Annotated in this window: 20 protein-coding genes and 1 tRNA gene; 15 read left to right on the forward strand and 6 right to left on the reverse strand. The window is 67.8% G+C overall.

The window, feature by feature from the left end; translation table 11 throughout:
• The first annotated feature begins 178 nt into the window (after positions 1 to 178).
• From E3T61_RS11000 to E3T61_RS11025, 6 genes are all read left to right on the forward strand, one after another.
• A complete protein-coding gene (locus E3T61_RS11000; RefSeq protein ID WP_134640898.1) occupies positions 179 to 673 on the forward strand; it encodes an ImmA/IrrE family metallo-endopeptidase in 495 nt (164 codons plus the stop codon).
• Positions 673 to 1,704 (forward strand): DUF6545 domain-containing protein, encoded by a 1,032-nt coding sequence (locus E3T61_RS11005; RefSeq protein ID WP_134640899.1) that lies wholly within the window; start codon positions 673 to 675, stop codon positions 1,702 to 1,704. Before E3T61_RS11000 ends, E3T61_RS11005 begins: the two co-directional genes overlap by 1 nt.
• The gene (locus E3T61_RS11010) at positions 1,685 to 2,155 is read left to right on the forward strand and encodes a hypothetical protein (protein WP_134640900.1); all 471 of its coding nucleotides are present in this window, start codon (positions 1,685 to 1,687) and stop codon (positions 2,153 to 2,155) included. Before E3T61_RS11005 ends, E3T61_RS11010 begins: the two co-directional genes overlap by 20 nt.
• A gap of 530 nt (positions 2,156 to 2,685) precedes the next feature.
• Positions 2,686 to 3,171 (forward strand): nitroreductase/quinone reductase family protein, encoded by a 486-nt coding sequence (locus E3T61_RS11015; RefSeq protein ID WP_241992513.1) that lies wholly within the window; start codon positions 2,686 to 2,688, stop codon positions 3,169 to 3,171.
• An 82-nt stretch (positions 3,172 to 3,253) separates the two neighbouring features.
• Positions 3,254 to 4,846 (forward strand): cryptochrome/photolyase family protein, encoded by a 1,593-nt coding sequence (locus E3T61_RS11020; RefSeq protein WP_134640901.1) that lies wholly within the window; start codon positions 3,254 to 3,256, stop codon positions 4,844 to 4,846.
• Positions 4,847 to 4,917: 71 nt separating this feature from the next.
• The gene (locus E3T61_RS11025; protein WP_134640902.1) at positions 4,918 to 5,571 is read left to right on the forward strand and encodes a hypothetical protein; all 654 of its coding nucleotides are present in this window, start codon (positions 4,918 to 4,920) and stop codon (positions 5,569 to 5,571) included.
• Between the two features lie 21 nt (positions 5,572 to 5,592).
• On the opposite strand, the gene E3T61_RS11030 is transcribed toward E3T61_RS11025, so the two are convergent.
• From E3T61_RS11030 to E3T61_RS11040, 3 genes are all read right to left on the reverse strand, one after another.
• Positions 5,593 to 6,168, reverse strand: coding sequence for a GNAT family N-acetyltransferase (locus E3T61_RS11030; protein WP_134640903.1), 576 nt, complete (start codon positions 6,166 to 6,168; stop codon positions 5,593 to 5,595).
• A 110-nt stretch (positions 6,169 to 6,278) separates the two neighbouring features.
• The gene (locus tag E3T61_RS11035; RefSeq protein ID WP_134640904.1) at positions 6,279 to 7,289 is read right to left on the reverse strand and encodes a hypothetical protein; all 1,011 of its coding nucleotides are present in this window, start codon (positions 7,287 to 7,289) and stop codon (positions 6,279 to 6,281) included.
• A 124-nt stretch (positions 7,290 to 7,413) separates the two neighbouring features.
• Entirely contained in the window at positions 7,414 to 8,292 is an 879-nt protein-coding gene (locus tag E3T61_RS11040) for a LysR family transcriptional regulator (RefSeq protein ID WP_134640905.1), read from the reverse strand.
• Positions 8,293 to 8,434: 142 nt separating this feature from the next.
• On the opposite strand from E3T61_RS11040, the gene alsS reads away from it, so the two are divergent.
• Positions 8,435 to 10,159 carry an acetolactate synthase AlsS gene (alsS, locus tag E3T61_RS11045; RefSeq protein ID WP_134640906.1) on the forward strand — a complete coding sequence of 575 codons (1,725 nt, stop codon included), beginning with the start codon at positions 8,435 to 8,437 and terminating at the stop codon, positions 10,157 to 10,159.
• Positions 10,156 to 10,887: an acetolactate decarboxylase gene (gene budA / locus E3T61_RS11050; RefSeq protein WP_241992514.1), complete on the forward strand. Its 732-nt coding sequence runs from the start codon at positions 10,156 to 10,158 to the stop codon at positions 10,885 to 10,887. The genes alsS and budA overlap by 4 nt, the downstream gene beginning before the upstream one ends.
• A gap of 94 nt (positions 10,888 to 10,981) precedes the next feature.
• Here the strand turns inward: budA and E3T61_RS11055 are convergent.
• Positions 10,982 to 11,052, reverse strand: a tRNA-Cys gene (locus E3T61_RS11055).
• Between the two features lie 270 nt (positions 11,053 to 11,322).
• On the opposite strand from E3T61_RS11055, the gene E3T61_RS11060 reads away from it, so the two are divergent.
• The 7 genes from E3T61_RS11060 to E3T61_RS11090 are packed head-to-tail and all read left to right on the forward strand — an operon-like array spanning position 11,323 to position 19,013.
• Positions 11,323 to 12,957 (forward strand): ABC transporter substrate-binding protein, encoded by a 1,635-nt coding sequence (locus E3T61_RS11060; protein ID WP_134640907.1) that lies wholly within the window; start codon positions 11,323 to 11,325, stop codon positions 12,955 to 12,957.
• Positions 12,935 to 13,966, forward strand: a complete 1,032-nt coding sequence (locus E3T61_RS11065) for an ABC transporter permease (RefSeq protein ID WP_134640908.1) — start codon at positions 12,935 to 12,937, stop codon at positions 13,964 to 13,966. The genes E3T61_RS11060 and E3T61_RS11065 overlap by 23 nt, the downstream gene beginning before the upstream one ends.
• Complete coding sequence (locus tag E3T61_RS11070) at positions 13,963 to 14,835, forward strand: ABC transporter permease (protein ID WP_134640909.1); 873 nt, start codon at positions 13,963 to 13,965, stop codon at positions 14,833 to 14,835. The genes E3T61_RS11065 and E3T61_RS11070 overlap by 4 nt, the downstream gene beginning before the upstream one ends.
• A complete protein-coding gene (locus E3T61_RS11075) occupies positions 14,832 to 16,577 on the forward strand; it encodes a dipeptide ABC transporter ATP-binding protein (protein ID WP_134640910.1) in 1,746 nt (581 codons plus the stop codon). The genes E3T61_RS11070 and E3T61_RS11075 overlap by 4 nt, the downstream gene beginning before the upstream one ends.
• Positions 16,574 to 17,998 carry an NtaA/DmoA family FMN-dependent monooxygenase gene (locus E3T61_RS11080; protein ID WP_134640911.1) on the forward strand — a complete coding sequence of 475 codons (1,425 nt, stop codon included), beginning with the start codon at positions 16,574 to 16,576 and terminating at the stop codon, positions 17,996 to 17,998. Before E3T61_RS11075 ends, E3T61_RS11080 begins: the two co-directional genes overlap by 4 nt.
• Before the next feature lies 1 nt (position 17,999).
• On the forward strand, positions 18,000 to 18,503 hold the full coding sequence (locus E3T61_RS11085; RefSeq protein WP_166793207.1) for a winged helix-turn-helix domain-containing protein: 504 nt from the start codon (positions 18,000 to 18,002) through the stop codon (positions 18,501 to 18,503).
• Between the two features lie 18 nt (positions 18,504 to 18,521).
• Complete coding sequence (locus tag E3T61_RS11090) at positions 18,522 to 19,013, forward strand: DUF1801 domain-containing protein (RefSeq protein WP_134640913.1); 492 nt, start codon at positions 18,522 to 18,524, stop codon at positions 19,011 to 19,013.
• 104 nt (positions 19,014 to 19,117) lie between these two features.
• On the opposite strand, the gene E3T61_RS11095 is transcribed toward E3T61_RS11090, so the two are convergent.
• Positions 19,118 to 19,747, reverse strand: a complete 630-nt coding sequence (locus E3T61_RS11095; protein WP_174777009.1) for an MBL fold metallo-hydrolase — start codon at positions 19,745 to 19,747, stop codon at positions 19,118 to 19,120.
• Positions 19,747 to 20,841 carry an S-(hydroxymethyl)mycothiol dehydrogenase gene (locus E3T61_RS11100; protein WP_134640915.1) on the reverse strand — a complete coding sequence of 365 codons (1,095 nt, stop codon included), beginning with the start codon at positions 20,839 to 20,841 and terminating at the stop codon, positions 19,747 to 19,749. The genes E3T61_RS11095 and E3T61_RS11100 overlap by 1 nt, the downstream gene beginning before the upstream one ends.
• Positions 20,842 to 20,849: the final 8 nt, after the last annotated feature.

A 20,849-nucleotide genomic window follows, 5' to 3' on the forward strand; every position in this document is an offset into this window, starting at 1 on the left:
GCGGGGCAGATGGCCCTCGTGTAAGTCAGCTCTGAGTACCTCGTACACGCCGTCGGCGCCGGCTCGCGGCTATCATGGAGAGCTTCAACAATCACATGCTGACGGCAGTCATACATGTCTCAGGTGCGCTGGATCCGGCTAGGGCACAAGGCGTATAGATACGAGAATCGGATCCAAAGTGGACTACGCAGCACGGCAACAACGCGCTCAACAGCTGGTGCAGGAGATAGACCTGCCACGCCCCGTGAACTCGGAAATCCTGCACCACCATATGGAGCAGCTCCGCAAGAAGAAGATCGTCATCGTGCAGGCGCCACAGGGAATGATCGATAGTGGAATCTGCGCGCTCTGGCTTGAGGTGGCCGGTGAAGAATTCGAGCGGATCTACTACGCGCCGACAGACTCGGCCGTCCACCGGCAGCAGTTCGTGAATCATGAATTCGGACACATGATCCTCAACCACAAGAAGATGATCATGCCGGCCGACGGGGTTGCACTTCTCGCACCCCTCGTGCCGATGAACGCCATCGTCTCTGCGCTCTCCAGAAGCAGCTTCACCGATGAGGAGGAAGCAATGGCGGAGGCTATCGGGGACGAGCTTGCGATGATCCTTCGGAAGGACGCATCCACGAGCAGGCGCGGAGCCGAGACCGGATTCGGGCAGATTCTCTGATGTTCGCGCTTATCGAATACGCGGTGCTCGCAGCCCTGTGGGGCACGACCCTTCTGCTTGTACCCAGCGCGCTCCGCGCAAAACGGCGTCTGCTCTTCTGGTTCATGGTGGCCTTCGCCGTCACAATGTCGCTGATCGCCGACGGTCCGTATGCATTCGTCGACGGCCTCCTGGGCGGAGTCGACGTGACGTATTTCATCTTCCACGCGACAGCGATCATCTGTGTGTCGCTGTTCGACTGCCTCATCCAGGCCGCTGTCTCAAAGGCCGGACTAACCTCGAAGCGTAAGCGAATTGCACTTTGGGGAGCGACCGGACTCATTCTCGTTCAGGCTGCCCTCTTCTTCGGCAGCGGCTGGGAGATTGACAACATCCAGTTCAGCGGCCCCGGCAACTGGAGCCAGCTGGTCTACAGCTTCACGACCTGGATTGCGCTGATCGTTCTTGCGATCTCGACCATGGTCGCGTGCTCGACGGACTACAAACGTCAGTCGGACACCACGCTCAAGGCAGCACTCGTGATCATCGCTGCCGGGTGCGCAGTCGTATCGCTGTACGTCGTCGTTCAGATGGGTGTAGCGATCAACAGGGCGACAGGTGGCACCCAGGTCAGCGTGACAGTTGATTTCTTGTCGGTGGCTTGCCCGCTTCTCGCGCCCGTTCTCCTGTCGGTTGGTCTCGGTCTCCGTCTGTTGGTCGGAGTTTCCAGGAACCTGAGCGATGCGGGTAGAAGCCGGCGGCTGCTGTGGAAGGTCACCCCGCTGTGGGAGCGTCTGCTGGCCGACCGTCCCGAGCTCAGCATTGAAGCACCGACATCACGAGTAGCGCTCTGCGTTCGGGGGAGCCACGCCTTACACCTCCACCGCCGCTATGTCGAGGTTCGTGACTGTCTCCTTCTCCATCCCGACGAGTCACTCTCGGCTCGCGAAGCCAAGCTCATCCAGCGGATCGAGGAGCATATTCGTCAGGCATCAGATGCATCTCACCGGACCACAAACGACTCGAGGACCGATGAGCACCAAAACGCCTAATGAAGCGGGTGGGACAGGGGCGCCGCTGCCCACTCCACAACTGGAACTCGCACGCAAGCTGAACCTGCTGCTCGACGTCGTCGTGGCGGAAGGAAACACTCCGTATACCTACCGCGAGATCGCCGCCGGTCTCAAAGCCAACAAGGTTTCGCTCTCGAGGGCCAGATGGCAGTACATGGTCAGGGGTGAAGGTCCACTGGTCAGTGATGTGAGGCTGCTCACTGAGATCGCAAACTTTTTCGGGATCGCACCGGAGTACCTGCTCGGGTCCGACGATGACCTGCCGGAGCGGATCGACTCTCAGTTGGAGTTGGTCCGCATGATCCGAGTCAAGCGAGTAATCAACTTTGCGGCCCGAACCCTCGGGGATACGTCCCCGGATGCACTCAGAGAAATCACGAAGCTGCTTGAGGACAGGTTGCCCGGCGGCTCAGACCGGACGGACGAGTAGCACCAGCCGCAGCACCTCTCCTAAGAGGGAGCTGAATCGGCGGTACGCAGGGTGACGATCACCGTGCCGAACGAGGTAGGCTTAGACATGTCCAAGGGGGGATAAGGGCAGAGGTGCGCTGGGATCAGGGGATAGGACTTTGGGGGGCCGGCGCGCTTCAGCGTCTACGGGTTTGAGATGGATCACTTCCATCCAAAACGTCCCGCCGCGTGGGGGGACGCGGCGGGACGCAACGTGGCCATTGGCGTGGGGGGACGCCTCAGGTCACGCACTAATTCTATGGGCGACCGCAGACTCCTCTGGCCAAACTTCCGTCGGAGTTGCCTGGCGACCGTGTGCCTGGCCTCAGTAGCGCCGGCGTCCGACCCTGGCTCCGAATCCCTAGGGCCATCGACAAGCTCCCATGCCGGTAATACGCTGGCGACCACCCCAGCCTGGGGTCAGTTCCTGCCGCGCCGCCGCCCCACTCTAGTGAGCAGATTCGTCTGGCGAGCAGCGTGGGGCAACTCCAGCGAAAGGCGGCATACAAGGTGGAGAAGAGCAGCGGTTCGGCGGAAGCGAGCGGACGCATGCCGCGCCTGCAGCCTCGATGGTTCATTGTGCTGTTCTGGAAGGTGCACCGGGCGCTCGTTCGGATCACCGGAGGGCGGAGTGGCCTGTGGCGCCCTCGTGATCAGAACTGGGGCACGCTGAGGCTGACCACTATCGGTCGCCGCAGCGGCGAGGATCGATCGGTGATTGTGGGGTACTACGAGGACGGCCCGAATCTGGTGACAATGGCGATGAACGGATGGGGCACAGCCGAGCCCGCGTGGTGGCTGAACCTCCAGGCGCATCCGGAGGCGAGGGTGCAGCTTGCCGGCAGGACAGGGCACACCGTCGTCGCCCACGCGGCAGAGGGGGCGGAAAGGGAGCGGCTCTGGGACCGATGGCGACTGCTGGATACGGACCTGGATGGGTACGCCAGTCGGCGGCCCATGCAGACGGCCGTGGTGGTCCTCGAGCCGGCGAGCTGAGCGATTTCGGCGGCCGAGCTTGTGGAGCGGCGCGACGAAGATGAGTGCCAGGGCTCTCTGCGACCCGTCTATGGTTGGCACCATGAGTCCCGGCCTGAATGTGCGTCTCGTTCTGCCGCATCAGTTGTTCGAACAACACCTCGAGGCCTCCGGAGACACCGTGTTCGTGCTCTTAGAGCACGACCTACTCTTTCGCCAGTACCGGTTCCATTCGCACAAGCTGGTTCTGCATCGCGCGTCGATGGCCCGGTTCGCCGGCCGGCTGCGCGAGCAGGGTCACGAGGTCGTCGAGCTGCAGAGCAACGCCACCCGAAGCTCCCACGACCAGCTCGCCGAATTCACGCGCACCCGAAAGCCGGCACGAGTGACCTGGTTCGACGTGGTCGACGACTGGCTCGAGCGGGACCTGCTCGCCGGGCTCGCTGACGGCGGATACCGGATGCGCCCGGACGACGTGCTGGAGACCCCGAACTTTCTCACCGACCGGGCCCAGATCGATGACTGGTTCGCCCACAACGGCTCTCGCATGCAGGACTTTTATGTGTGGCAACGCCGCCGGCTGGGGATCCTTGTCGATCACGGCAAGCCCGTCGGCGGCAAATGGTCGTTCGATGCCGAGAACCGCAAGAAGCTGCCGCGCGGGTACACGGCCCCTGTTGTGGGCCGGTTCGCGGGCCATCCCGTCGTGCAGCAGGAGGGGGCCTTCGACCTCGACGCACTGATGGGGGATACCGACCACACCCAGGTGCCGCCCGAGGTCGACAGGGCCATCGCCTGGGTCAGCGCCGAGTTCCCGGATGCCCCAGGCAACCCGCACCTGTTCGCCTGGCCGACCAGCGCTGAGGAAGCGCGCGCGCACCTGCAGGAGTTCGTGCGCGAGCGCCTGCACGACTTCGGACCCTATGAGGACGCGATCTCCGGCACGCATCCGTTCATCAATCACGGTCTGCTGACCGCCGCGCTGAACATCGGGCTGCTGGACCCGCGCGAGGTCGTCGGCGCCGTGCTCGACGGTGCCGACCACACCACACCGCTCGCCTCGCTGGAGGGGTTCGTGCGGCAGGTGATCGGCTGGCGGGAGTACATGCGCGCCACGTACCGAACCAGCGGCCGCTCGATGCGTACCGCCAACCGTCTCGATCACCAGCGCACACTCGGCGACGGCTGGTGGGACGCGAGCACCGGGCTGGCGCCGGTGGACCTGGTCATCTCCCGCGTGCTGGACACCGGGTATGCGCATCACATCGAACGGCTGATGGTGCTCGGCAACGCCATGGCGCTGCTGCGGATCCACCCGGATGCGGTCTACGAGTGGTTCATGGAGATGTTCATCGACGCGTACGACTGGGTGATGGTGCCCAACGTGTACGCGATGAGCCAGTTCGCCGCGGGCGATGTGATTACCACCAAGCCCTATGTGTCGGGCAGCAACTACTTGCGAAAAATGTCCGACCTGCCCACCGGAGAGTGGACGGCCGACTGGGACGGGCTGTACTGGACGTTCATCGACGACCACCGCGCGGTTTTCGCGGCCAACCCCCGCACCCGGATGGTCGTCTCGCTGCTGGACAAAATGGACCCGAGCACCCTCGATGCCCATCGGCGCCGCGCCGCGGCGTTGCTCGAGGCCGAGCACGGCACTGCGCTGCCGCGGCATCCGGGGGCCAGCCAATAATCGTTCATTTATCTGGTGATTAACCGGTCCCCAAGAGTAAGGTCTGAGGCATCGACATCCGGGGGATAGACATGACCAACAGAACATCGGCGTTCCACAGACACGGCACCATTGCTGCACTCGCGGTTGGTGTGATGCTCATTGCGGGATGTGCGGGCGAGCCGGCCGGCGACGAACCGGCAGCTGCATCGCCAACCACCGCTCCCGCCGAGACCGCGGTGCCGACACCGGCCACACCCGCACCGGCCGAGCTGAACCTGGACGATCCGCACTCGTGGGTGATCGACTACACCGGGATCGGACCGCTGACGCTGCAGGGGAATGTGGCGGACGAGGCCGCCTCGGCGACCGCGTTCACCACCACCCTCCAGGACGGCTGCCCCTGGGTAACTTCCCTCGACAAGACCGACTTCCCCAGCATCTGGCTCCCCGACCCGGCGGCCACCGGGGTCATCGACCAGATCGTGCTGCAGGCCTGGGGCTCCGCTCCCACGGTCGCCGCCAACTCGCCCGCAACCAGTGCCGGTATCGGAATCGGTGCGACCCTGGACCAGATCACGGCCGCCTACCCCGACATCGAGCAGAACGACGGCCGGTATGCCCCGTTCTATTCCCTCCCCGACGGCAGCGGACACTGGATCAACTTCGCGCTGAGCACCGACGGCGTTGTGGACACCATCGTCGTTCGCGACAGCGCGCTCATGGACAGTGAGTACTGCGGCTAGCCGGAGCAGGTCGCCGGGGCGTCAGTCGAGCATCAGCCGCATGAGGATGCGGGGGAACCCGCCGGCCACGGAGTCGGTGTCGGCGGCCTTCGTGAATCCGGCGCGCTCGAACATGGTCCGGGTGCCGACGTAGGCCATGGTGAGGTCCACCCGCTGGCCGTCGTTGTCGACGGGATAGCTCTCGACGCAGGGTGCGCCGGATGCCCGCGCGTAGTCGACGGCGCCGGCGATCAGCGCCGGCGTGACGCCCTGTTTGCGGTAGCCAGGGCGCACCCGGAGGCACCACAGCGACCACACCGGCAGGTCGTCCAGGTGTGGGATCTTGCGGGAGGTGGCGAACGGGTGCAGCTCGGATCGTGGGGCGATGCCGGCCCAACCGGCCACCTCGCCGTCGAGGTGGGCGAGCACGCCGGGGGCGAGCTCTCGGGTGCAGAGCTCACGCACCTTGTCGGCTCTGGCCACGCCGGTGAGTGCCCGGTTCTGCTTCGAGTCCAGGCGCCAGGAGAGGCACCAGCACACCGACGATTCGGGTTTCTTGGGCGCGAACATCGTCGCCATATCGTCGAAATCATGGGCCGGGCGCACGTCGATCGTCATGGTCCCCTCACTACTCAGTGTGGACCCATCGTGTCACGCGGCAATGCGACCAGGAAGAGCGGCGAGTGCGCCGCGACTGTTGCCGTGACGGCGTCTTGGCGAACTCAGCGCTAGCGCAGGCTTGGGTCCAGCTCGGGCTCGATGGCGTCGATCTGCAGTGCTCCGTCGCCGGTGGCCAGGGTCCATGCGGCGCTGATGTACTCTATGGCCGTCAGGTCGCCGGAGGCGAAGCCCACGTTGAAGCCGCCGGCCAGCACGAGTCCTTCGTCGTCTGAACCGTCGAACAGGGTGGGTGTGCTCGCCCGCAGGCTGTCCTCGCTCAGGCTCGTGGTCCCGCGCTCGTCACGGATGGCCGCTTCCACGATGGCCGCATCGGTGGCGGCGTAGTCGACGGTGACGGTCGTACGCACCAGAAGCAGAGGGGTCTGTTGGTCCACGCTCAGGGTGCCGAAGATCTTGTCGACGCCGACGACCGTGTTGATGGCCCGCGGACCGCCGTCCCGGGTGAGCGGCGACGGCAGGCTCTGGGACACGATGACACCGGCATCCCTGAGCCCGAAGCTTGCCACCTGGGGCGCCAGGGCGGTGTGGGCCGCAGGCGTGAACCACGGCGACGCGCTCTCGAACCAGGTGGCGTCGGCGGTCGCGGAGTCGTCCAGGAGCGCTGAATCCAGTCCCGCTTCCGTCACGTAGACGAGCGCCGCACGCTGTGCGGCCTCGGCCTCCTCGATGGTGAAGCCGTACGTGGCCAAGGAATCGAGATCAACGACCGCGGGGTCGAACCGGGCGCCGGCTGACGCCGTGTCGAGTGTTGTACGGCAATAGCTGCCCGCGCCATCCGTGACCTGTTCCTTGGCGATGACATCGCCCCAGGGCCCCTGTCCGTCGGACTCCGGGCAGGCGCCGACGGCGGTGGGCACCGGTGTGGCCGGGGACGGCGCGGCGCTGGACGGGGCCTCCGCGGCGGGCGCCGCACCGGCGCAGCCGCTGAGGAGCAGGACCGCCGAGACGACGAGCGCACCCGCGGGCCGTCGAAGGTGCGAGCGAGGGGCGAGCACGCCCACAGCGGCTTTCTGCTGGTGCGCGTTGTCCCCGGTCAGGTGGCGAAAAGTCTTCATCATTGTTCCCCCTTACCCCAAGCTTAACGCGGGGTGCGCGGCAGGGGCGGTCGGTCGGCCAGCCGGTCGTCCCCATCCGGGGGCACAACGCATCACGCAGGTCACATCGGGCGGGCGAGCGGGCAGGCTACTCGCCGGAGAGGGCCAGGTTGACGAAGGCGCGCACGGCGGCGGAGGCCCGGCGTTTGCGGGCTGCGGCCAGGTACACGGTGAAGTCAGGCACATGGGCCACCGGGATGCGGCGCACATTGAGGGCGTCGTGCGCGGCGAACTCGGGCAGCAGGGCGACGCCGAGGCCGTTGGTGACGTACTCGGCGGCGGTGCCGATGTCGGAGACCTCGATCATCACCCGGCGCTCCACTCCGGCGGCGGCGAACGCATCATCCACGATCTGCCGGCTCGCATAGCCGGGCGGCAGGTCGATGAACTCCTGCCCGCCCAGGTCGCCCAGCTGAACGCCACGGGCCGCGGCGAGCGGATGCCCGGCAGGCACCACGAGCACCATCGGGGAGGAGGCGATCGGAACGGCCGAGAGCGTCGCGGGCACCGGCCCGCTGAGCGCCAGGAACGCCAGGTCGAGCTCGCCGCTGGCCAGCTCGTCGACGAGATCGGCCGAACCGCGTCGGGCCGCCCGCAGCCGCACGCCCACGCCCGGATGGGCACTGCGGTAGAGGCCGAGCAGCCGCGGCACATTCACGAGCGTGACCGAGGTCATCAGCCCGATCACGATGGAACCGGTGATGGCGTGCCTGGACTGCTGCGCCACATCCCGCACCTCGTTCACGGCATCGAGGGCCTCACGCACCTTCGGTAGAAGCAGCTCTCCGGTGGACGTGAGCCGGATCTGCCGGCGGCTGCGGTCGAACAGCTCGACGCCGAGCTCACTCTCGAGCGACCGCACTCCGGCCGACACTGCCGACTGCGCGATCGTGAGCCGCTCGGCCGCCCTGGTGAAGTTGAGCTCGCCGGCGACGGTGCTGAAGAATTCGAGCTGCCTGAGGTCCATGCCTCCATCATTCCACCGACTGATCTGATCTGCAGATGATTGGCATCCGGTATCTGTGTTGTTCGTTATCGATCGAGCGGGCAGGCTGGTGGAAGACGCCGGTTCATCACACGGCGCTCACCCGCACTACAGGAGGCACGGCATGGCTCAGGATTCATCGGTTTTGGATGAGAAGGTCGGAGCCTTCGGCTCCGGTGCGCTGGGCTCGCCCCGTCGCTCGGCCGACCGGGTGGTCGAATGCCTTGAGGCCTACGGTGTCAAGTGGGTCTTCGGCGTTCCCGGCGCCAAGATCGACCCCGTCTACGACGCCCTCCTCGATGGTGGCCCGCAGATGATCGTGGTGCGCCACGAACAGAACGCCGCGTTCATGGCCGCCGCCGTCGGCCGCCTCACCGGGGAACCCGGCGTGGTGCTCGTCACCAGCGGCCCCGGCACCGCCAACCTCGCCACCGGGCTGCTCACAGCTACCACCGAGGGCGACCCTATGGTCGCCATCTGCGGCGCCGTCTCGCGCGGTGACCGGCTCAAGCGCACCCACCAGTCGATGGACGCCGTCGGCATGCTCTCCGCCGTAGCCAAGTCCGCCGGCGAGGTCAGCGTCGCCAACAATGTGCCGGAGGCCATCGCCAACGCCTTCCGCCAGGCGGTGCAGGAGCCCAAGGGCGCCGCCGCCGTGGTGCTGCCCTACGACGTGCTCACCGACTCGACCACGGTGTCGATGACCACCCCGCACTGGGTGCCGCAGCTCGGCGCCGCCCCGGCCGCGAGCATCCGCGAGGCCGCCGACCTGCTCCGCACGGCGCAGTTCCCGGTGATCCTCGCCGGCGCCCGGTCCGGCTCCGACCGGGCCGTCGCGGCCCTGCACCGGCTGCTCGGCGCCGCCAAGCTCCCCGTCGTCGAGACCTTCCAGGCCGCGGGTGTCATCTCCCACGACCTCGAAGAGCACTACCTGGGCCGGGTCGGCCTGTTCCGCAATCAGCCCGGCGACGTGCTGCTGCACAAGGCCGACCTGATCCTGGCGATCGGCTACGACTTCGTCGAATACGAACCGTCCAAGTGGAACAAGGACCACCTGCGCCGCATCATCCACCTCGACGAGCTCTCGGCCGACCTGGACGACTACTACCGTCCCACGGTCGAGCTGCGTGGCGACGTGGCCGAGACCATGGATGCCCTCGCCCGCGAGATCGACGGCCTCACCCTGTCGGCATCCGCCTCGGCGGTCGTCGCCACCGAGCGGGTCCGCCTGGCCGAAGCGGACTTGCCCGTCCACCGTGACGACGAGTCCGAGGGGGTGCATCCCGCCGAGTTGACCCTGGCGATGCGCGCCCTGCTGCCCGACGACACCACGGTGCTCTGCGATGTGGGCTCGCACTACATCTACATGGCCAGGCACTTCCGTACCTATCACCCGCGCACCCTGCTGTTCTCCAACGGCCAGCAGACCCTCGGCGTTGCTCTGCCCTGGGCGATCGCGGCGACCCTGGTGCGCCCAGGCACCCCGGTGGTCTCGGTGTCCGGTGACGGCGGCTTCCTCTACTCCGCCATGGAGCTGGAGACCGCCGTGCGGCTCGGCTCCAAGTTCACCCACATCATCTTCAACGACGGCACCTACGACATGGTCGCGTTCCAGCAGCAGGGCAAGTACGGCCGTACCTCCGGCGTGCAGCTGGGCGACTACGACGCCGTGCAGTACGCCGAATCGTTCGGCGCCCACGGCTACCGCGTCACGCACCTGGATGACTTCGCCGCGGTGCTCGAGCAGGCCATGAGCGATGACGGCCCGAGCATCATCGACGTGCGGGTGGACTACCGCAACAACCGGGACGAACTTATGGCCGACCTGGAAAGCGATGTGCTGCTGTGAACGACATCACCGTTTCCAGGCACGAGATCTTCCAGACCAGCCTGATGAGCGCCCTGCTCGACGGCGTCTACGAGGGCGAGATGACTGTGCGCGACCTGCTCGGACACGGCAGTTTCGGCATCGGCACCTTCAATGGGCTCGACGGCGAAATGCTCATCGTCGACGGCAAGTGCTACCAGCTCCGCGCAGACGGCGGCGTGACCAAGGCCGACCTCAGCGCCTACACGCCGTACGCCGTCGTGACGAACTTCGTGCCGCACATCGAAAGCCAGCTGCCCGACAACGTGGTGCGCTCCGAGGCATCCGCCTTCATCGACCACATGACGGCATCCGAGAACTACATGTATGCGCTGCGCATCGATGGCGACTTCGAGTGGATCCGGATGCGCACCGTTGTGAAGCAGGAGAAGCCGTACCGACCAATGGTGGAGGCCACCGACGAGGACGCCATCGTAGAGTTGCACGACGTGTCCGGCTCCCTCGTGGGCTTCCGCACCCCGCTCTACGAGCAGGGCATCGGCGTGCCCGGCTGCCACACCCACTTCATCACCGACGACCGCACCGGCGGCGGTCACGTGCTCGACTTCAAACTTAAAAGCGGCAGCGCGGCGCTCTGCCTGGGCACCGACCTTCGCCTGCAGCTGCCGCTGACGGATGCGTTCCGCGACGCCAACCTGTCGCCGGAAGACCTCGCTCGGCAGCTGGCCAAGACCGAGCAGCACGCCTGATTCTGAGCGACTGATCCTGTGCGTCTGATCTTGCACGACTGACCGAAAGTTCGGCGCGCTCCGGGGCCGCTCCAGAGGCCCCGGCGGGCGAGCGACGCGATGGCGGGAATCGAACCCGCGTACACAGCTTTGCAGGCTGCTCCCTGGCCTCTCGGGCACACCGCGATGGGGTGGTTCACACGAGGCGACCGGCTCGTGTTGAGAGCCAGTCTGACAACCCGTCGACCGGTCGACGGGTATGTGACGAAGGAAGACGAGATCGCGCCCGGCGGCCCGCGCCGAGGGCGAAAAGCCGGCCCGGCGGCTTTGTTGCGCTTCCTAACACTTCGCGACGCCGCGTGACCTGAGTGATGTTCGGCACCGGCCGAGGGTGCCTATATTCGGACCCACCCCGTGTCGAACAGGCACAGCCGTCACCGAGGAGTCCCGTCTTTCATGTCTCGTACTCGCAGCACAACAACAGCCCTGATCACGCTGGGCGTGGTGTCCGCCCTCAGCCTGTCGGCCTGCGCATCCGCCGCGCCCGCCAGCACGGCCACCCGCGTCGACGGCGGCACCATCGTCTACGGCCACCAGCAGGAACCGGCCTGCGTCTTCGGCGGCTGGATCGAGCAGGCTTACCTCTCGTCCCAGGTGCTCGACGGCTTGGTCTCGCTCGACGAGAACCACCAGGTCGTGCCGTGGCTGGCCGACTCCTGGAGCGTCTCGGACGACCAGCTCACCTGGACCTTCACGCTCAAGGACGGCGTCACCTTCACCGACGGCACGCCGCTCACGGCCGCGGTAGTGGCGTACAACTTCGACTACTGGCTCGCCGGCGGCAACAGCACCGCCAGCGTCTGGCTGGCCGGCTACTACGCCTCCGCCCAAGCCGTTGACGACCGCACTCTCACCGTGAACCTCTCCGCGCCCTACCCGCGCCTGGCCGACAACCTCACCCAGGGCTACTTCGGCATCCAGTCGCAGCAGGCCCTGGAGACCCGCACCGACGAGGAGAACTGCGAGGCGCCGATCGGCTCGGGCGCGTTCGTCGTGGACCACTGGAACCGGGGCGAGGAAATCGTGCTGGTGCGAAACGAGGACTACACCTCGCCGCCCGCCAACGCCAAGCACACGGGCGTCGCCTACGTCGATCAGATCGACTGGAAGTTCGTGGCCGACCCCACCACCCGCGCCGCCTCGCTCAGCGCGGGCGAGACCGACGTCATCTACGACGTTCCCGCCGTGGCCTGGAAGACCCTGGAGAGCGCGGGCTTCCAGCTGGAGAAATACATCACCCCCGGCCGGCCACAGCAGCTCACCTTCAACACCTCGACCGGACCGTTCGTCGACGAGAAGGTGCGGCAGGCGTTCGCCTACAGCCTGGATCGCAAGTCCCTCGTCGAGACGATCGGGCAGGGCGTCATCCCCTACGAGGGCAACGGCGGCGTCAGCCAGGCCACCCCCGGCTACAGCGAGACGGCCGCGGACCTCTACAGCCCCGATACCGACACGGCCGACAGCCTGCTGGATGCCGCCGGCTGGACCGGCCGAGACGCCGACGGCTACCGCACGAAGGGCGGGGAGACGCTCGACGTGGTGCTGCCCTACGGCGCCGGCTCGATCGTGAACGCCGACGGCGCCTCCATCCTGCAGGGCCTGCAGGAGCAGGCCAAGGCCACCGGCTTCAAGGTCGAGCTGATTCCGGTGCCGCAAAGCGCCCTGTTCGCGGGCGAGTACTCCCAGCCCGACGAGAAGGACATCACGGTGGGCTACTGGACCGCGGTGACCAGCGGCATCCTCGCCATCAACTGGAAGCAGGGCACCCCGGAGGCGCCGAACTACAACAACGCCTCGTTCACCAACTACCCCGAGCTCGAGAGCATCATCCTCGAGGCCAACTCCACCGTCGACCCGGATGCGCAGAACGCCCTGTACGAGAAGGCGCAGGAGTACATCGCCGAGCACGCCCTGGCGATCGGGGTCTACGACCGGCTGAGCACGCTGGCCGTATCTCCGACGCTCAAGGACGTCTGGCAGGAAAACGCACAGGGAGGACCGATCTTCTATGACGCGTACTTCGTCGAATAGCCCGCCCCGCCCGGCTCCGGGCACTCGACCGGTCGTTCCCACCCTGCGGCGGTCGCCCACGCTCACCTGGCCCCGGCTGCGCCGGATCGTCGAGAAGATCGGCGGCGCAGTGGTGGTGCTGTTCGGGGCGGCCACGGCCGCGTTCGCCGCCCAGGCCGCCCTGCCGGGGGATCGGGCCACGGTGATCCTCAACATCCGCGCCGGTCAGGCCATCGAGCGCACCCCGGCGGAACTGGCGCAGATCAATGAGCAGTACGGCCTGCAGAACCCCCTGGTCGTGCAGTACCTCGACTACATCGGGGGGCTCCTCGTCGGTGACCTCGGTACTTCGTATCAGCAGTTCAAGCCGGTCAGCGAGGTGATCCTGCAGCAGATCGGCCCGACCGTGGCCCTCACGCTCACCGCGGTCGCGTTGTCCTGGCTGATCATGATCGCCTGGGTCACCCTCACGGCCGGCCGCACCGGGCGGTTGGCCGGGGCGGGGGCCGTGGTCGACACCACCGCGGCCGGGCTGCCGCACTACTGGCTGGGCATCATCCTGCTGCTCGTCTTCTCGCTCGGTCTGGGTTGGTTCCCCGTGATCAGCGGACCCTCGGCTATCGGGATCGTGCTGCCGGCCCTCACCCTGGCGATCCCGCTGGCCGGGTTCATGGGCCAGGCCACCCGCACCGAGTTCGAGCGGTCGCTGGAGCAGCCGTTCGTGATCTCGGCACGGATGCGAGGCATGGGCGACACCGGGGTACGGCTGCGGCACGTGCTGCGGCACTCCGTGCTCCCGGCGATCACCCTGTCGGGCTGGGCGCTGGGAGCCACCATCTCCGGCGCCGTGGTCGTGGAGACCGTGTTCTCCCGGCCCGGCATCGGCAAGGTGCTCGTCGGCGCCGTCAACTCCCAGGACCTGCCCGTCGTCACCGGCATCGTCATCCTCATCGCGGCACTGTACGTCGTGGCCAACCTGCTGGTCGACCTGGCGTACACCCTCGTCGACCCGAGATTGAAGAGCGCATGAGCACCATCGAACGCCAGACTCCGCCCACCGCAGCCGTTCAGACCCCGCGGGCCCGGAGACGCGCCGCCCCGCCGGCGGGCCTAGTCGTCGCCAGCGGCGCCCTCCTGCTCTTCGCCACCGCCCTGGTCGCGCCGGGTCTGCTCGCCACCCACGACCCGTATGCGCTGAATCTGGCGGATGCGTTGCACGCGCCGTCTCCGGAGTACTGGTTCGGCACCGACGAGGCCGGCCGCGACCTCTACAGCCGCGTGGTCTACGGCACCCGGGAATCCCTGGTGATCGGGCTCGGGGCCACGGCAGTGAGCCTGACCCTCGCGCTGGTCCTCGGAGCGCTGGCCGCGCTCGGCGGCCGGTTCGTTGCCGGAACCGTGAACCGGGTGATCGAGGTGCTCCTGGCCTTCCCGACCCTGCTGTTCGCGCTGCTGCTGGTGGCCATCACGGGCCCGTCGGCGCTGTCGCAGGTGTTCGCGGTGGGAGTGGGCAGCGCGCCCGGCTACGCCCGCATCATCCGGGGCCAGATCCTCTCGGCCAAGAACAGCGGCTACGTCGAGGCGGCCGTGGCCCTCGGCCACAGCGACGGCCGGATCCTGCGGCAGCACATCGTGCCCAACGCGGTGCGGCCGCTCGTGGCGATCATCGCCCTGTCGGTCGGCCAGTCGATCGTCTGGGCCTCCAGCCTGTCGTTCCTCGGCCTCGGCGTGGCCCCGCCCTCGCCGGAGTGGGGCGCGCTGCTCGACGCCGGCCGGGTCTACATCACCCAGGCCTGGTGGCTTACCGTCATCCCCGGCCTCGTGATCGTGGCCCTGGCCCTCGCGGCCACCACCCTCGGCAAGCACATCCAGAACACCTTGGAGAAGGGCGAGAAATGACCTCCACGATCGACAGTGTCCACGCCCCGGCCGCGCGCACCCCGACGCCTCGGGCGGATACCCCGGCGCCGAAACGCGGACGGCTGAGCGTCGCCAACCTCTCCGTTGCTTTCCGTCGGAACGGCATCCTGCACCAGGTGGTGCACGACGTGAGCTTCTGCCTCGAACCGGGGCAGTGCGTGGCCATTGTGGGCGAGTCCGGCTCCGGCAAAAGCGTTACCGCGCGCAGCATCGTGGGGCTGACCGGCAAGAACTCGGTCGTCGATGCGCAGTCGATCCTGCTCGACGGCGACGACCTGCGCGCCGCGACCAAGCGGCAGTGGCGGCGGATCCGCGGGCGGCGCATCGGCTTCATCCTGCAGGACGCCCTCGTCTCGCTTGACCCGCTGCGCCCGGTGGGCAAGGAGATCGCCGAAGCCCTCGCGCTCCACCACTGGGGCAACAGGCGCCAGCGGGCCGCGAAAGTCATCGACCTGCTGCGCGCCGTGGGGGTTCCCGCCCCGGAGAACCGGGCCCGGCAACGCCCGGACGAACTCTCCGGGGGCCTGCGGCAGCGGGCGCTGATCGCCTCTGCCCTGGCCCTTGACCCCGAGATCATCATCGCCGACGAGCCCACCACGGCCCTCGATGTGACGGTGCAGGCCCAGGTGCTCGCGTTGCTGGCCGAGACCAAGGAACGTGGGGTATCGGTGATCCTGATCAGCCACGACCTCTCGGTGGTGGCGCACCTGGCCGACCACATCCTGGTGATGAAGGGCGGCCGGGTGGTGGAGAGCGGCAGCGCCGACCAGGTGCTCAACGACCCGCGGCACGAGTACACCCGCAGCCTCATCAACGCGGTGCCCAGCGAGTTGACCCGCGGCAAGCGCCTCGGTGCGGCTCCCTCGGACACGGCCACGACGCCGGCCGCGGACGCGGTCGCGGTGTCCATCGCCCCGCGACCCACGGACCATGACTGCTCCGGCCCGGTGCTGCAGGCGGTGGACCTGGTCAAGCGGTTCACCACTCCGGACGGCACCGTGACCACGGCCGTCGACCACGTCTCGTTCGCCCTGGAGCGGGGCACCACCCTCGGCATCGTGGGGGAGTCCGGCTCGGGCAAGAGCACCACCGCCCGGCTCGCGCTGGCGCTGTCGTCGCTGGACTCCGGCACCGTCACCCTGCTCGGCCAGGACTGGTCGAGCCTGTCCGAGCCCCGCCGCCGGGCGCTGCGCCGGGAGATCGCGGTGGTCTACCAGGATCCGCTGAGCTCGTTCGACCCGCGCTGGAACGCGGAGCGGATCCTGCTCGACAGCCTCACCGACGCCGCCGGCCTGTCCACGGCCGCGAAGAAGGCCCGGGTGGTCGAGCTCGCGCGCCAGGTGGGCCTGCCGCAGGAGATCCTGCAGCGTTTTCCGCTGAACCTCTCCGGCGGGCAACGCCAGCGCATCGCCATCGCCAGGGCGCTCGCCCCGAACCCGTCGGTGATCGTGCTCGACGAGGCCGTGTCGGCGCTCGACGTGTCGATCCAGGCGCAGATCCTCGACCTGCTGGTGGACCTGCAGAGGCAACGCGGGCTGAGCTACCTCTTCATCTCGCACGACCTCGGCGTCATCAACCACCTCAGCGACCAGGTGCTCGTCATGAAGGACGGCGTCGTCGTCGAACGCGGCACCCCGGACGACATCTTCAACCGGCCGGCGCATCCGTACACTCGTGAACTCATCAGCTCGCTGCCCGATCACCCCAGGAGAAACCCATGAGCCAGAACCCCGCTCAGCCGCCCAAACGGCTCATCCTCAACCTCTTCGAGATGAACTGCGTCAGCCACATCACCCACGGACTGTGGCGGCTGCCCGGCAACAACCGGCAACGGTTCAACGACATCGACTACTGGATCGAGCTGGCGCAGCTGCTCGAGGCCGGCGGCTTCGACGCTGTGTTCCTCGCGGACGTCATCGGCGCCTACGACGTGTTCCGGGACGGCCCGGAGACGGCGCTGCGGGAGGGACTGCAGATCCCGAGCAACGACCCGCTGCTGGTGATCCCCGCGATGGCGGCGGTCACCAAGCACCTCGGCTTCGGGGTCACCTTCTCGACCAGTTACGAACCGCCCTTCGCGTTCGCCCGCCGGATGAGCACCCTCGACCATCTCACCAAGGGGCGGGTGGGCTGGAACATCGTCACGTCGTATCTGCCCAACGCCGCGCGCAACTTCGGCCACGCCGACCAGATCGCGCACGACCACCGCTACGAGATCGCCGACGAGTACCTCGACGTGCTCTACAAGCTGTGGGAGGGGTCCTGGGACGACGACGCCGTGGTGGCGGATGCCGAGAACCTCGTCTACACGGACCCGGCGAAGGTGCGCTACATCAACCATGTCGGCGAGCACTTCTCGGTGGCCGGGCCGCACCTCTCCGAACCGTCGCTGCAGCGCACCCCGGTGCTCTTCCAGGCCACGGCGTCGAAGGCCGGAACCGCCTTCGCCGGCAAGCACGCCGAGGTGGTGTTCACGGGCGGGCCCACACCGGCCGGAGTCCTGGCGGGTATCCAGGCGATGCGGGACTCGGCCGTCGAGCAGGGCCGCGCGGCCGCCGACATCAAGTTCATCGTGCAGGCCGGTGTGGTGGTGGGCCGCACCGAGGAGGAGGCGGCCGAGAAGCTGCGGGCCTACCGGGAGCTGGCCAGCGTGGAGGGCCGGCTCGCGCACGCATCGCTGCCCTTCGACCCCACGGCCCACCCGCGCGACATCACGGTGCGTGAGGCCCTGGCCCGCGAGGGCAAATCGGATGCCCCCGGAGCGGCCTACCTGCCCCAGGACCAGAGCGTGGGGGAGTTCCTCGACGCCATCGCGACCTCGTGGGACGAGCAGTTCTTCGTGGTGGGCACGCCCACAGTCGTGGCCGACGCCATCGAGAGCTGGCTGGACGACATCGGCATCGACGGGATCAACCTGCGCCAGTACCACTCCTTCGGCACGGCGCAGGACTTCATCGAACTGGTCGTGCCGGAGCTCCGCCGCCGCGGCCGGCTGCGAGAGGCGTATGTCGACGGGGAGACCCTGCGAGAGCGCATCTTCGGCGGGCCGGCCCGGCTGCAGCCCCCGCACGTGGCGACCCGCTACCGCAATGGGCAGAACCTCGAAGAGTCCGCCCTGCTCGAGACCGCTTCCAGGGTGTGACATGGACTGGGCAGGGGGCGCGGCGGGTGTAGGTCACGACGGTGACGAGGTGCGCGGGTTCGGTTTCTTCGTGCGCCTCGACGGCGATGCCGCGCCCCGGGAGGCGCTCGCCGCGGCGCTGACCGACGTCGTGGCACGTCTGGCCCCGGATGCCCAGGTGCACGTCGAGCCGGAGCCCGGCCCCGGCGGCGGCGCGGCTGCAGGTGAAGGCGTCCTCATCGACGTGGGCCGCCAACTGCTGCTCGTCGACGGGCTGCCCGTGCAACTCAGCTACCGCGAGTTCCGGTTCCTCTGCTATCTGGTCCTGCATCCGGGCCTCACCGTGGGCCGGGCCGAGCTGATCGAAGCGCAGCGCACCTGGTCGCCGGTGACCAGCCCGCGCACCATCGATGTGCACATCCAGCGCCTGCGCGTGAAGCTCGGCGCCTACGGTGACATCCTGCGCACCGAGCGAGGCACGGGCTACCGATACGACGCCCACGCTGACGTGTGCATTCGGCGCTGAGCGGGATACCGTGGGGGCATGGCAACAGGGACCCCCGCCGACCGGACCGACCACGAGGCCGCCGACGACGAGGTGCGCGCCTTCGTCGACGCCGTCCCCGGCGCCACCCGGCGTCGGGATGCGGAGACGCTCCTGGCCTTGTTCGGGCGGATCACCGGCGAGCCGGCGCGGCTCTGGTACTCGTCGATCATCGGCTTCGGTCAGTACCACTACAAGTACGAGAGCGGGCGGGAGGGCGACGCGGGCGCGGCGGGCTTCTCACCGCGCAAGGCGTCGATGTCGATCTACTTTCCCGACGGACTCGGCGCCTACACCGATGAGCTCGCTCGGCTCGGACCGCACAAGGCCGCACTGAGCTGCCTGTACATCACCAACCTCGACAAGGTCAACCTGGATGTGCTCGAGCGGATGGTCGAGACGTCATATCGCGCGGTGACCACGGGCGAGTACTTCGGGCACCGCGCCCGGGAATCCGACGGAGGCCGCCCGGAACCGCGCGAGCCGGAGTAGCCCGTTCCTTCGCGAGTTGCCCCTGTGCGGACGAGTTGCCCCACCGTAGTGGGGCAAATCGTCCGCACGTGGGCAAGTCGGTGCGTGTTCTATCTGTGCGTGGGTTAGTGCCCGCGAGCGAGCCAAGCCGGCAGGTCGGGAGCCTCGGCGCCGATCGTGGTGGACTCGCCGTGCCCGGTGTTCACCACGGTGTCGGCCGGCAGGGTGAGCAGCTTGCCCGTGATCGACTCGATGATGGTGGGGAAGTCGCTGTACGAGCGCCCGGTGGCGCCCGGCCCGCCGTGGAACAGCGTGTCGCCGCTGAACAGCGTGCCGAAGGCGGGCGCGTACAGGCAGACCGAGCCGGGAGAGTGCCCCGGGGTGTGGATCACCTGCAGCTCGATCCCGGCCACAGCGATGGTGTCGCCGTCGGCGAGCTCGCGGTGCGGCGCGGCATCCGGGTAGACGACGTCCCAGAGCAACCGGTCGTCCGGGTGCAGGTAGACCGGCGCATCCGTGGCGGCCGAGACCGCCCCGGCGGCACCGATGTGGTCGTTGTGCGCATGCGTGCTCAGGATGCCCAGCAGCCGGCGGTCGCCGACCGCCTGAAGGATCGCCTCGGCGTTGTGGGCGGCATCGATGACGACGCACTCGGTGTCGTCACCGACGATCCAGACGTTGTTCTCCAACGCCCAGCTGCCGCCGTCGAGGTCGAAGGTGCCCTCGGTGACGAGGTGTTCGATGCGTGCGGTCATCAGAGCACCACCACCGAACGCAGCACATCGCCGGACGCCATCTTGGCGAAGGCCGCCTCGATCTCGTCGATGCGGATGCGTTCACTCACGAAGTCGCCCAGCGGCAGCCGGCCCTGCAGGTAGAGCTCGGTGAGCATCGGGAAGTCCCGCTCGGGGAGGCAGTCGCCGTACCAGGAGCTCTTGAGCGAGCCGCCGCGGCCGAAGACATCCAGCAGCGGGATCTCGAGCGTCATCTCGGGCGTCGGTACGCCGACGAGCACCACCGTGCCGGCCAGGTCGCGGGCGTAGAACGCCTGCCGCCAGGTCTCCGGGCGGCCGACCGCATCGATCACGACGTCGGCGCCGAAGCCGCCGGTGAGCGCTTGCACGGCCGCGACGACCCCGTCTTCGTCGAGGCTCGACGAGTCGACCGTGTGCGTGGCGCCGAATTCGGCGGCCTTGGCCAGCTTTTTGGCGTCCCGGTCGATCGCGATGATGGTGCCGGCGCCGGCCAGCTTCGCGCCGACCACGGCGGCGTCGCCCACGCCGCCGCAGCCAATGACGGCCACGGAGTCGCCCGCGCTGACGTTGCCGGTGTTCATGGCGGCGCCGATGCCGGCCATGATGCCGCAGCCGAGCAGTCCGACCGCGGCGGGGTCGGCATCAGGGTTCACCTTGGTGCACTGGCGCTCGTGCACCAGGGTCTTCTCGGCGAACGCGCCGATACCCAGCGCCGGGCTGAGCTCGGTGCCGTCGACCAGGGTCATCTTCTGGCTGGCGTTGAAGGTATTGAAGCAGTACCAGGGTTCGGCGCGTTTGCAGGCCCGGCAGTCGCCGCAGACGGCGCGCCAGTTGAGCACCACGAAGTCACCGACGGCCACGTGCGTGACGCCGGCGCCGATGATGCTCACCCGGCCGGCAGCCTCGTGGCCGAGCAGGAACGGGAAGTCGTCGTTGATGCCGCCTTCCTTGTAGTGGAAGTCGGTGTGGCAGACGCCGCAGGTCTCGATGTCGACGACGACCTCGCCGGGTCCGGGATCGGGGATGACGATGTCGGTGAGCTCAACGGGAGCCCCCTTCGAGCGGGCGATCGCGCCTTGAACGGTGATGGGCATGGAGCTCC

This window comes from Cryobacterium lactosi (genome assembly GCF_004403945.1).
GTDB lineage: Bacteria > Actinomycetota > Actinomycetes > Actinomycetales > Microbacteriaceae > Cryobacterium > Cryobacterium lactosi.

What these genes read in the sequence shown, in the direction of transcription:
- alsS (WP_134640906.1), top strand. Translation starts at nt 8,435, where the DNA reads ATGGCTCAGGATTCATCGGTTTTGGATGAGAAGGTCGGAGCCTTCGGC.
- E3T61_RS11090 (WP_134640913.1), top strand. Translation starts at nt 18,522, where the DNA reads ATGGCAACAGGGACCCCCGCCGACCGGACCGACCACGAGGCCGCCGAC.
- E3T61_RS11040 (WP_134640905.1), bottom strand. Translation starts at nt 8,292, where the DNA reads ATGGACCTCAGGCAGCTCGAATTCTTCAGCACCGTCGCCGGCGAGCTC.
- E3T61_RS11035 (WP_134640904.1), bottom strand. Translation starts at nt 7,289, where the DNA reads ATGATGAAGACTTTTCGCCACCTGACCGGGGACAACGCGCACCAGCAG.
- E3T61_RS11080 (WP_134640911.1), top strand. Translation starts at nt 16,574, where the DNA reads ATGAGCCAGAACCCCGCTCAGCCGCCCAAACGGCTCATCCTCAACCTC.
- E3T61_RS11095 (WP_174777009.1), bottom strand. Translation starts at nt 19,747, where the DNA reads ATGACCGCACGCATCGAACACCTCGTCACCGAGGGCACCTTCGACCTC.
- E3T61_RS11075 (WP_134640910.1), top strand. Translation starts at nt 14,832, where the DNA reads ATGACCTCCACGATCGACAGTGTCCACGCCCCGGCCGCGCGCACCCCG.
- E3T61_RS11020 (WP_134640901.1), top strand. Translation starts at nt 3,254, where the DNA reads ATGAGTCCCGGCCTGAATGTGCGTCTCGTTCTGCCGCATCAGTTGTTC.
- E3T61_RS11030 (WP_134640903.1), bottom strand. Translation starts at nt 6,168, where the DNA reads ATGACGATCGACGTGCGCCCGGCCCATGATTTCGACGATATGGCGACG.
- E3T61_RS11005 (WP_134640899.1), top strand. Translation starts at nt 673, where the DNA reads ATGTTCGCGCTTATCGAATACGCGGTGCTCGCAGCCCTGTGGGGCACG.
- E3T61_RS11010 (WP_134640900.1), top strand. Translation starts at nt 1,685, where the DNA reads ATGAGCACCAAAACGCCTAATGAAGCGGGTGGGACAGGGGCGCCGCTG.
- E3T61_RS11025 (WP_134640902.1), top strand. Translation starts at nt 4,918, where the DNA reads ATGACCAACAGAACATCGGCGTTCCACAGACACGGCACCATTGCTGCA.
- E3T61_RS11085 (WP_166793207.1), top strand. Translation starts at nt 18,000, where the DNA reads ATGGACTGGGCAGGGGGCGCGGCGGGTGTAGGTCACGACGGTGACGAG.
- E3T61_RS11065 (WP_134640908.1), top strand. Translation starts at nt 12,935, where the DNA reads ATGACGCGTACTTCGTCGAATAGCCCGCCCCGCCCGGCTCCGGGCACT.
- E3T61_RS11070 (WP_134640909.1), top strand. Translation starts at nt 13,963, where the DNA reads ATGAGCACCATCGAACGCCAGACTCCGCCCACCGCAGCCGTTCAGACC.
- E3T61_RS11060 (WP_134640907.1), top strand. Translation starts at nt 11,323, where the DNA reads ATGTCTCGTACTCGCAGCACAACAACAGCCCTGATCACGCTGGGCGTG.
- E3T61_RS11100 (WP_134640915.1), bottom strand. Translation starts at nt 20,841, where the DNA reads ATGCCCATCACCGTTCAAGGCGCGATCGCCCGCTCGAAGGGGGCTCCC.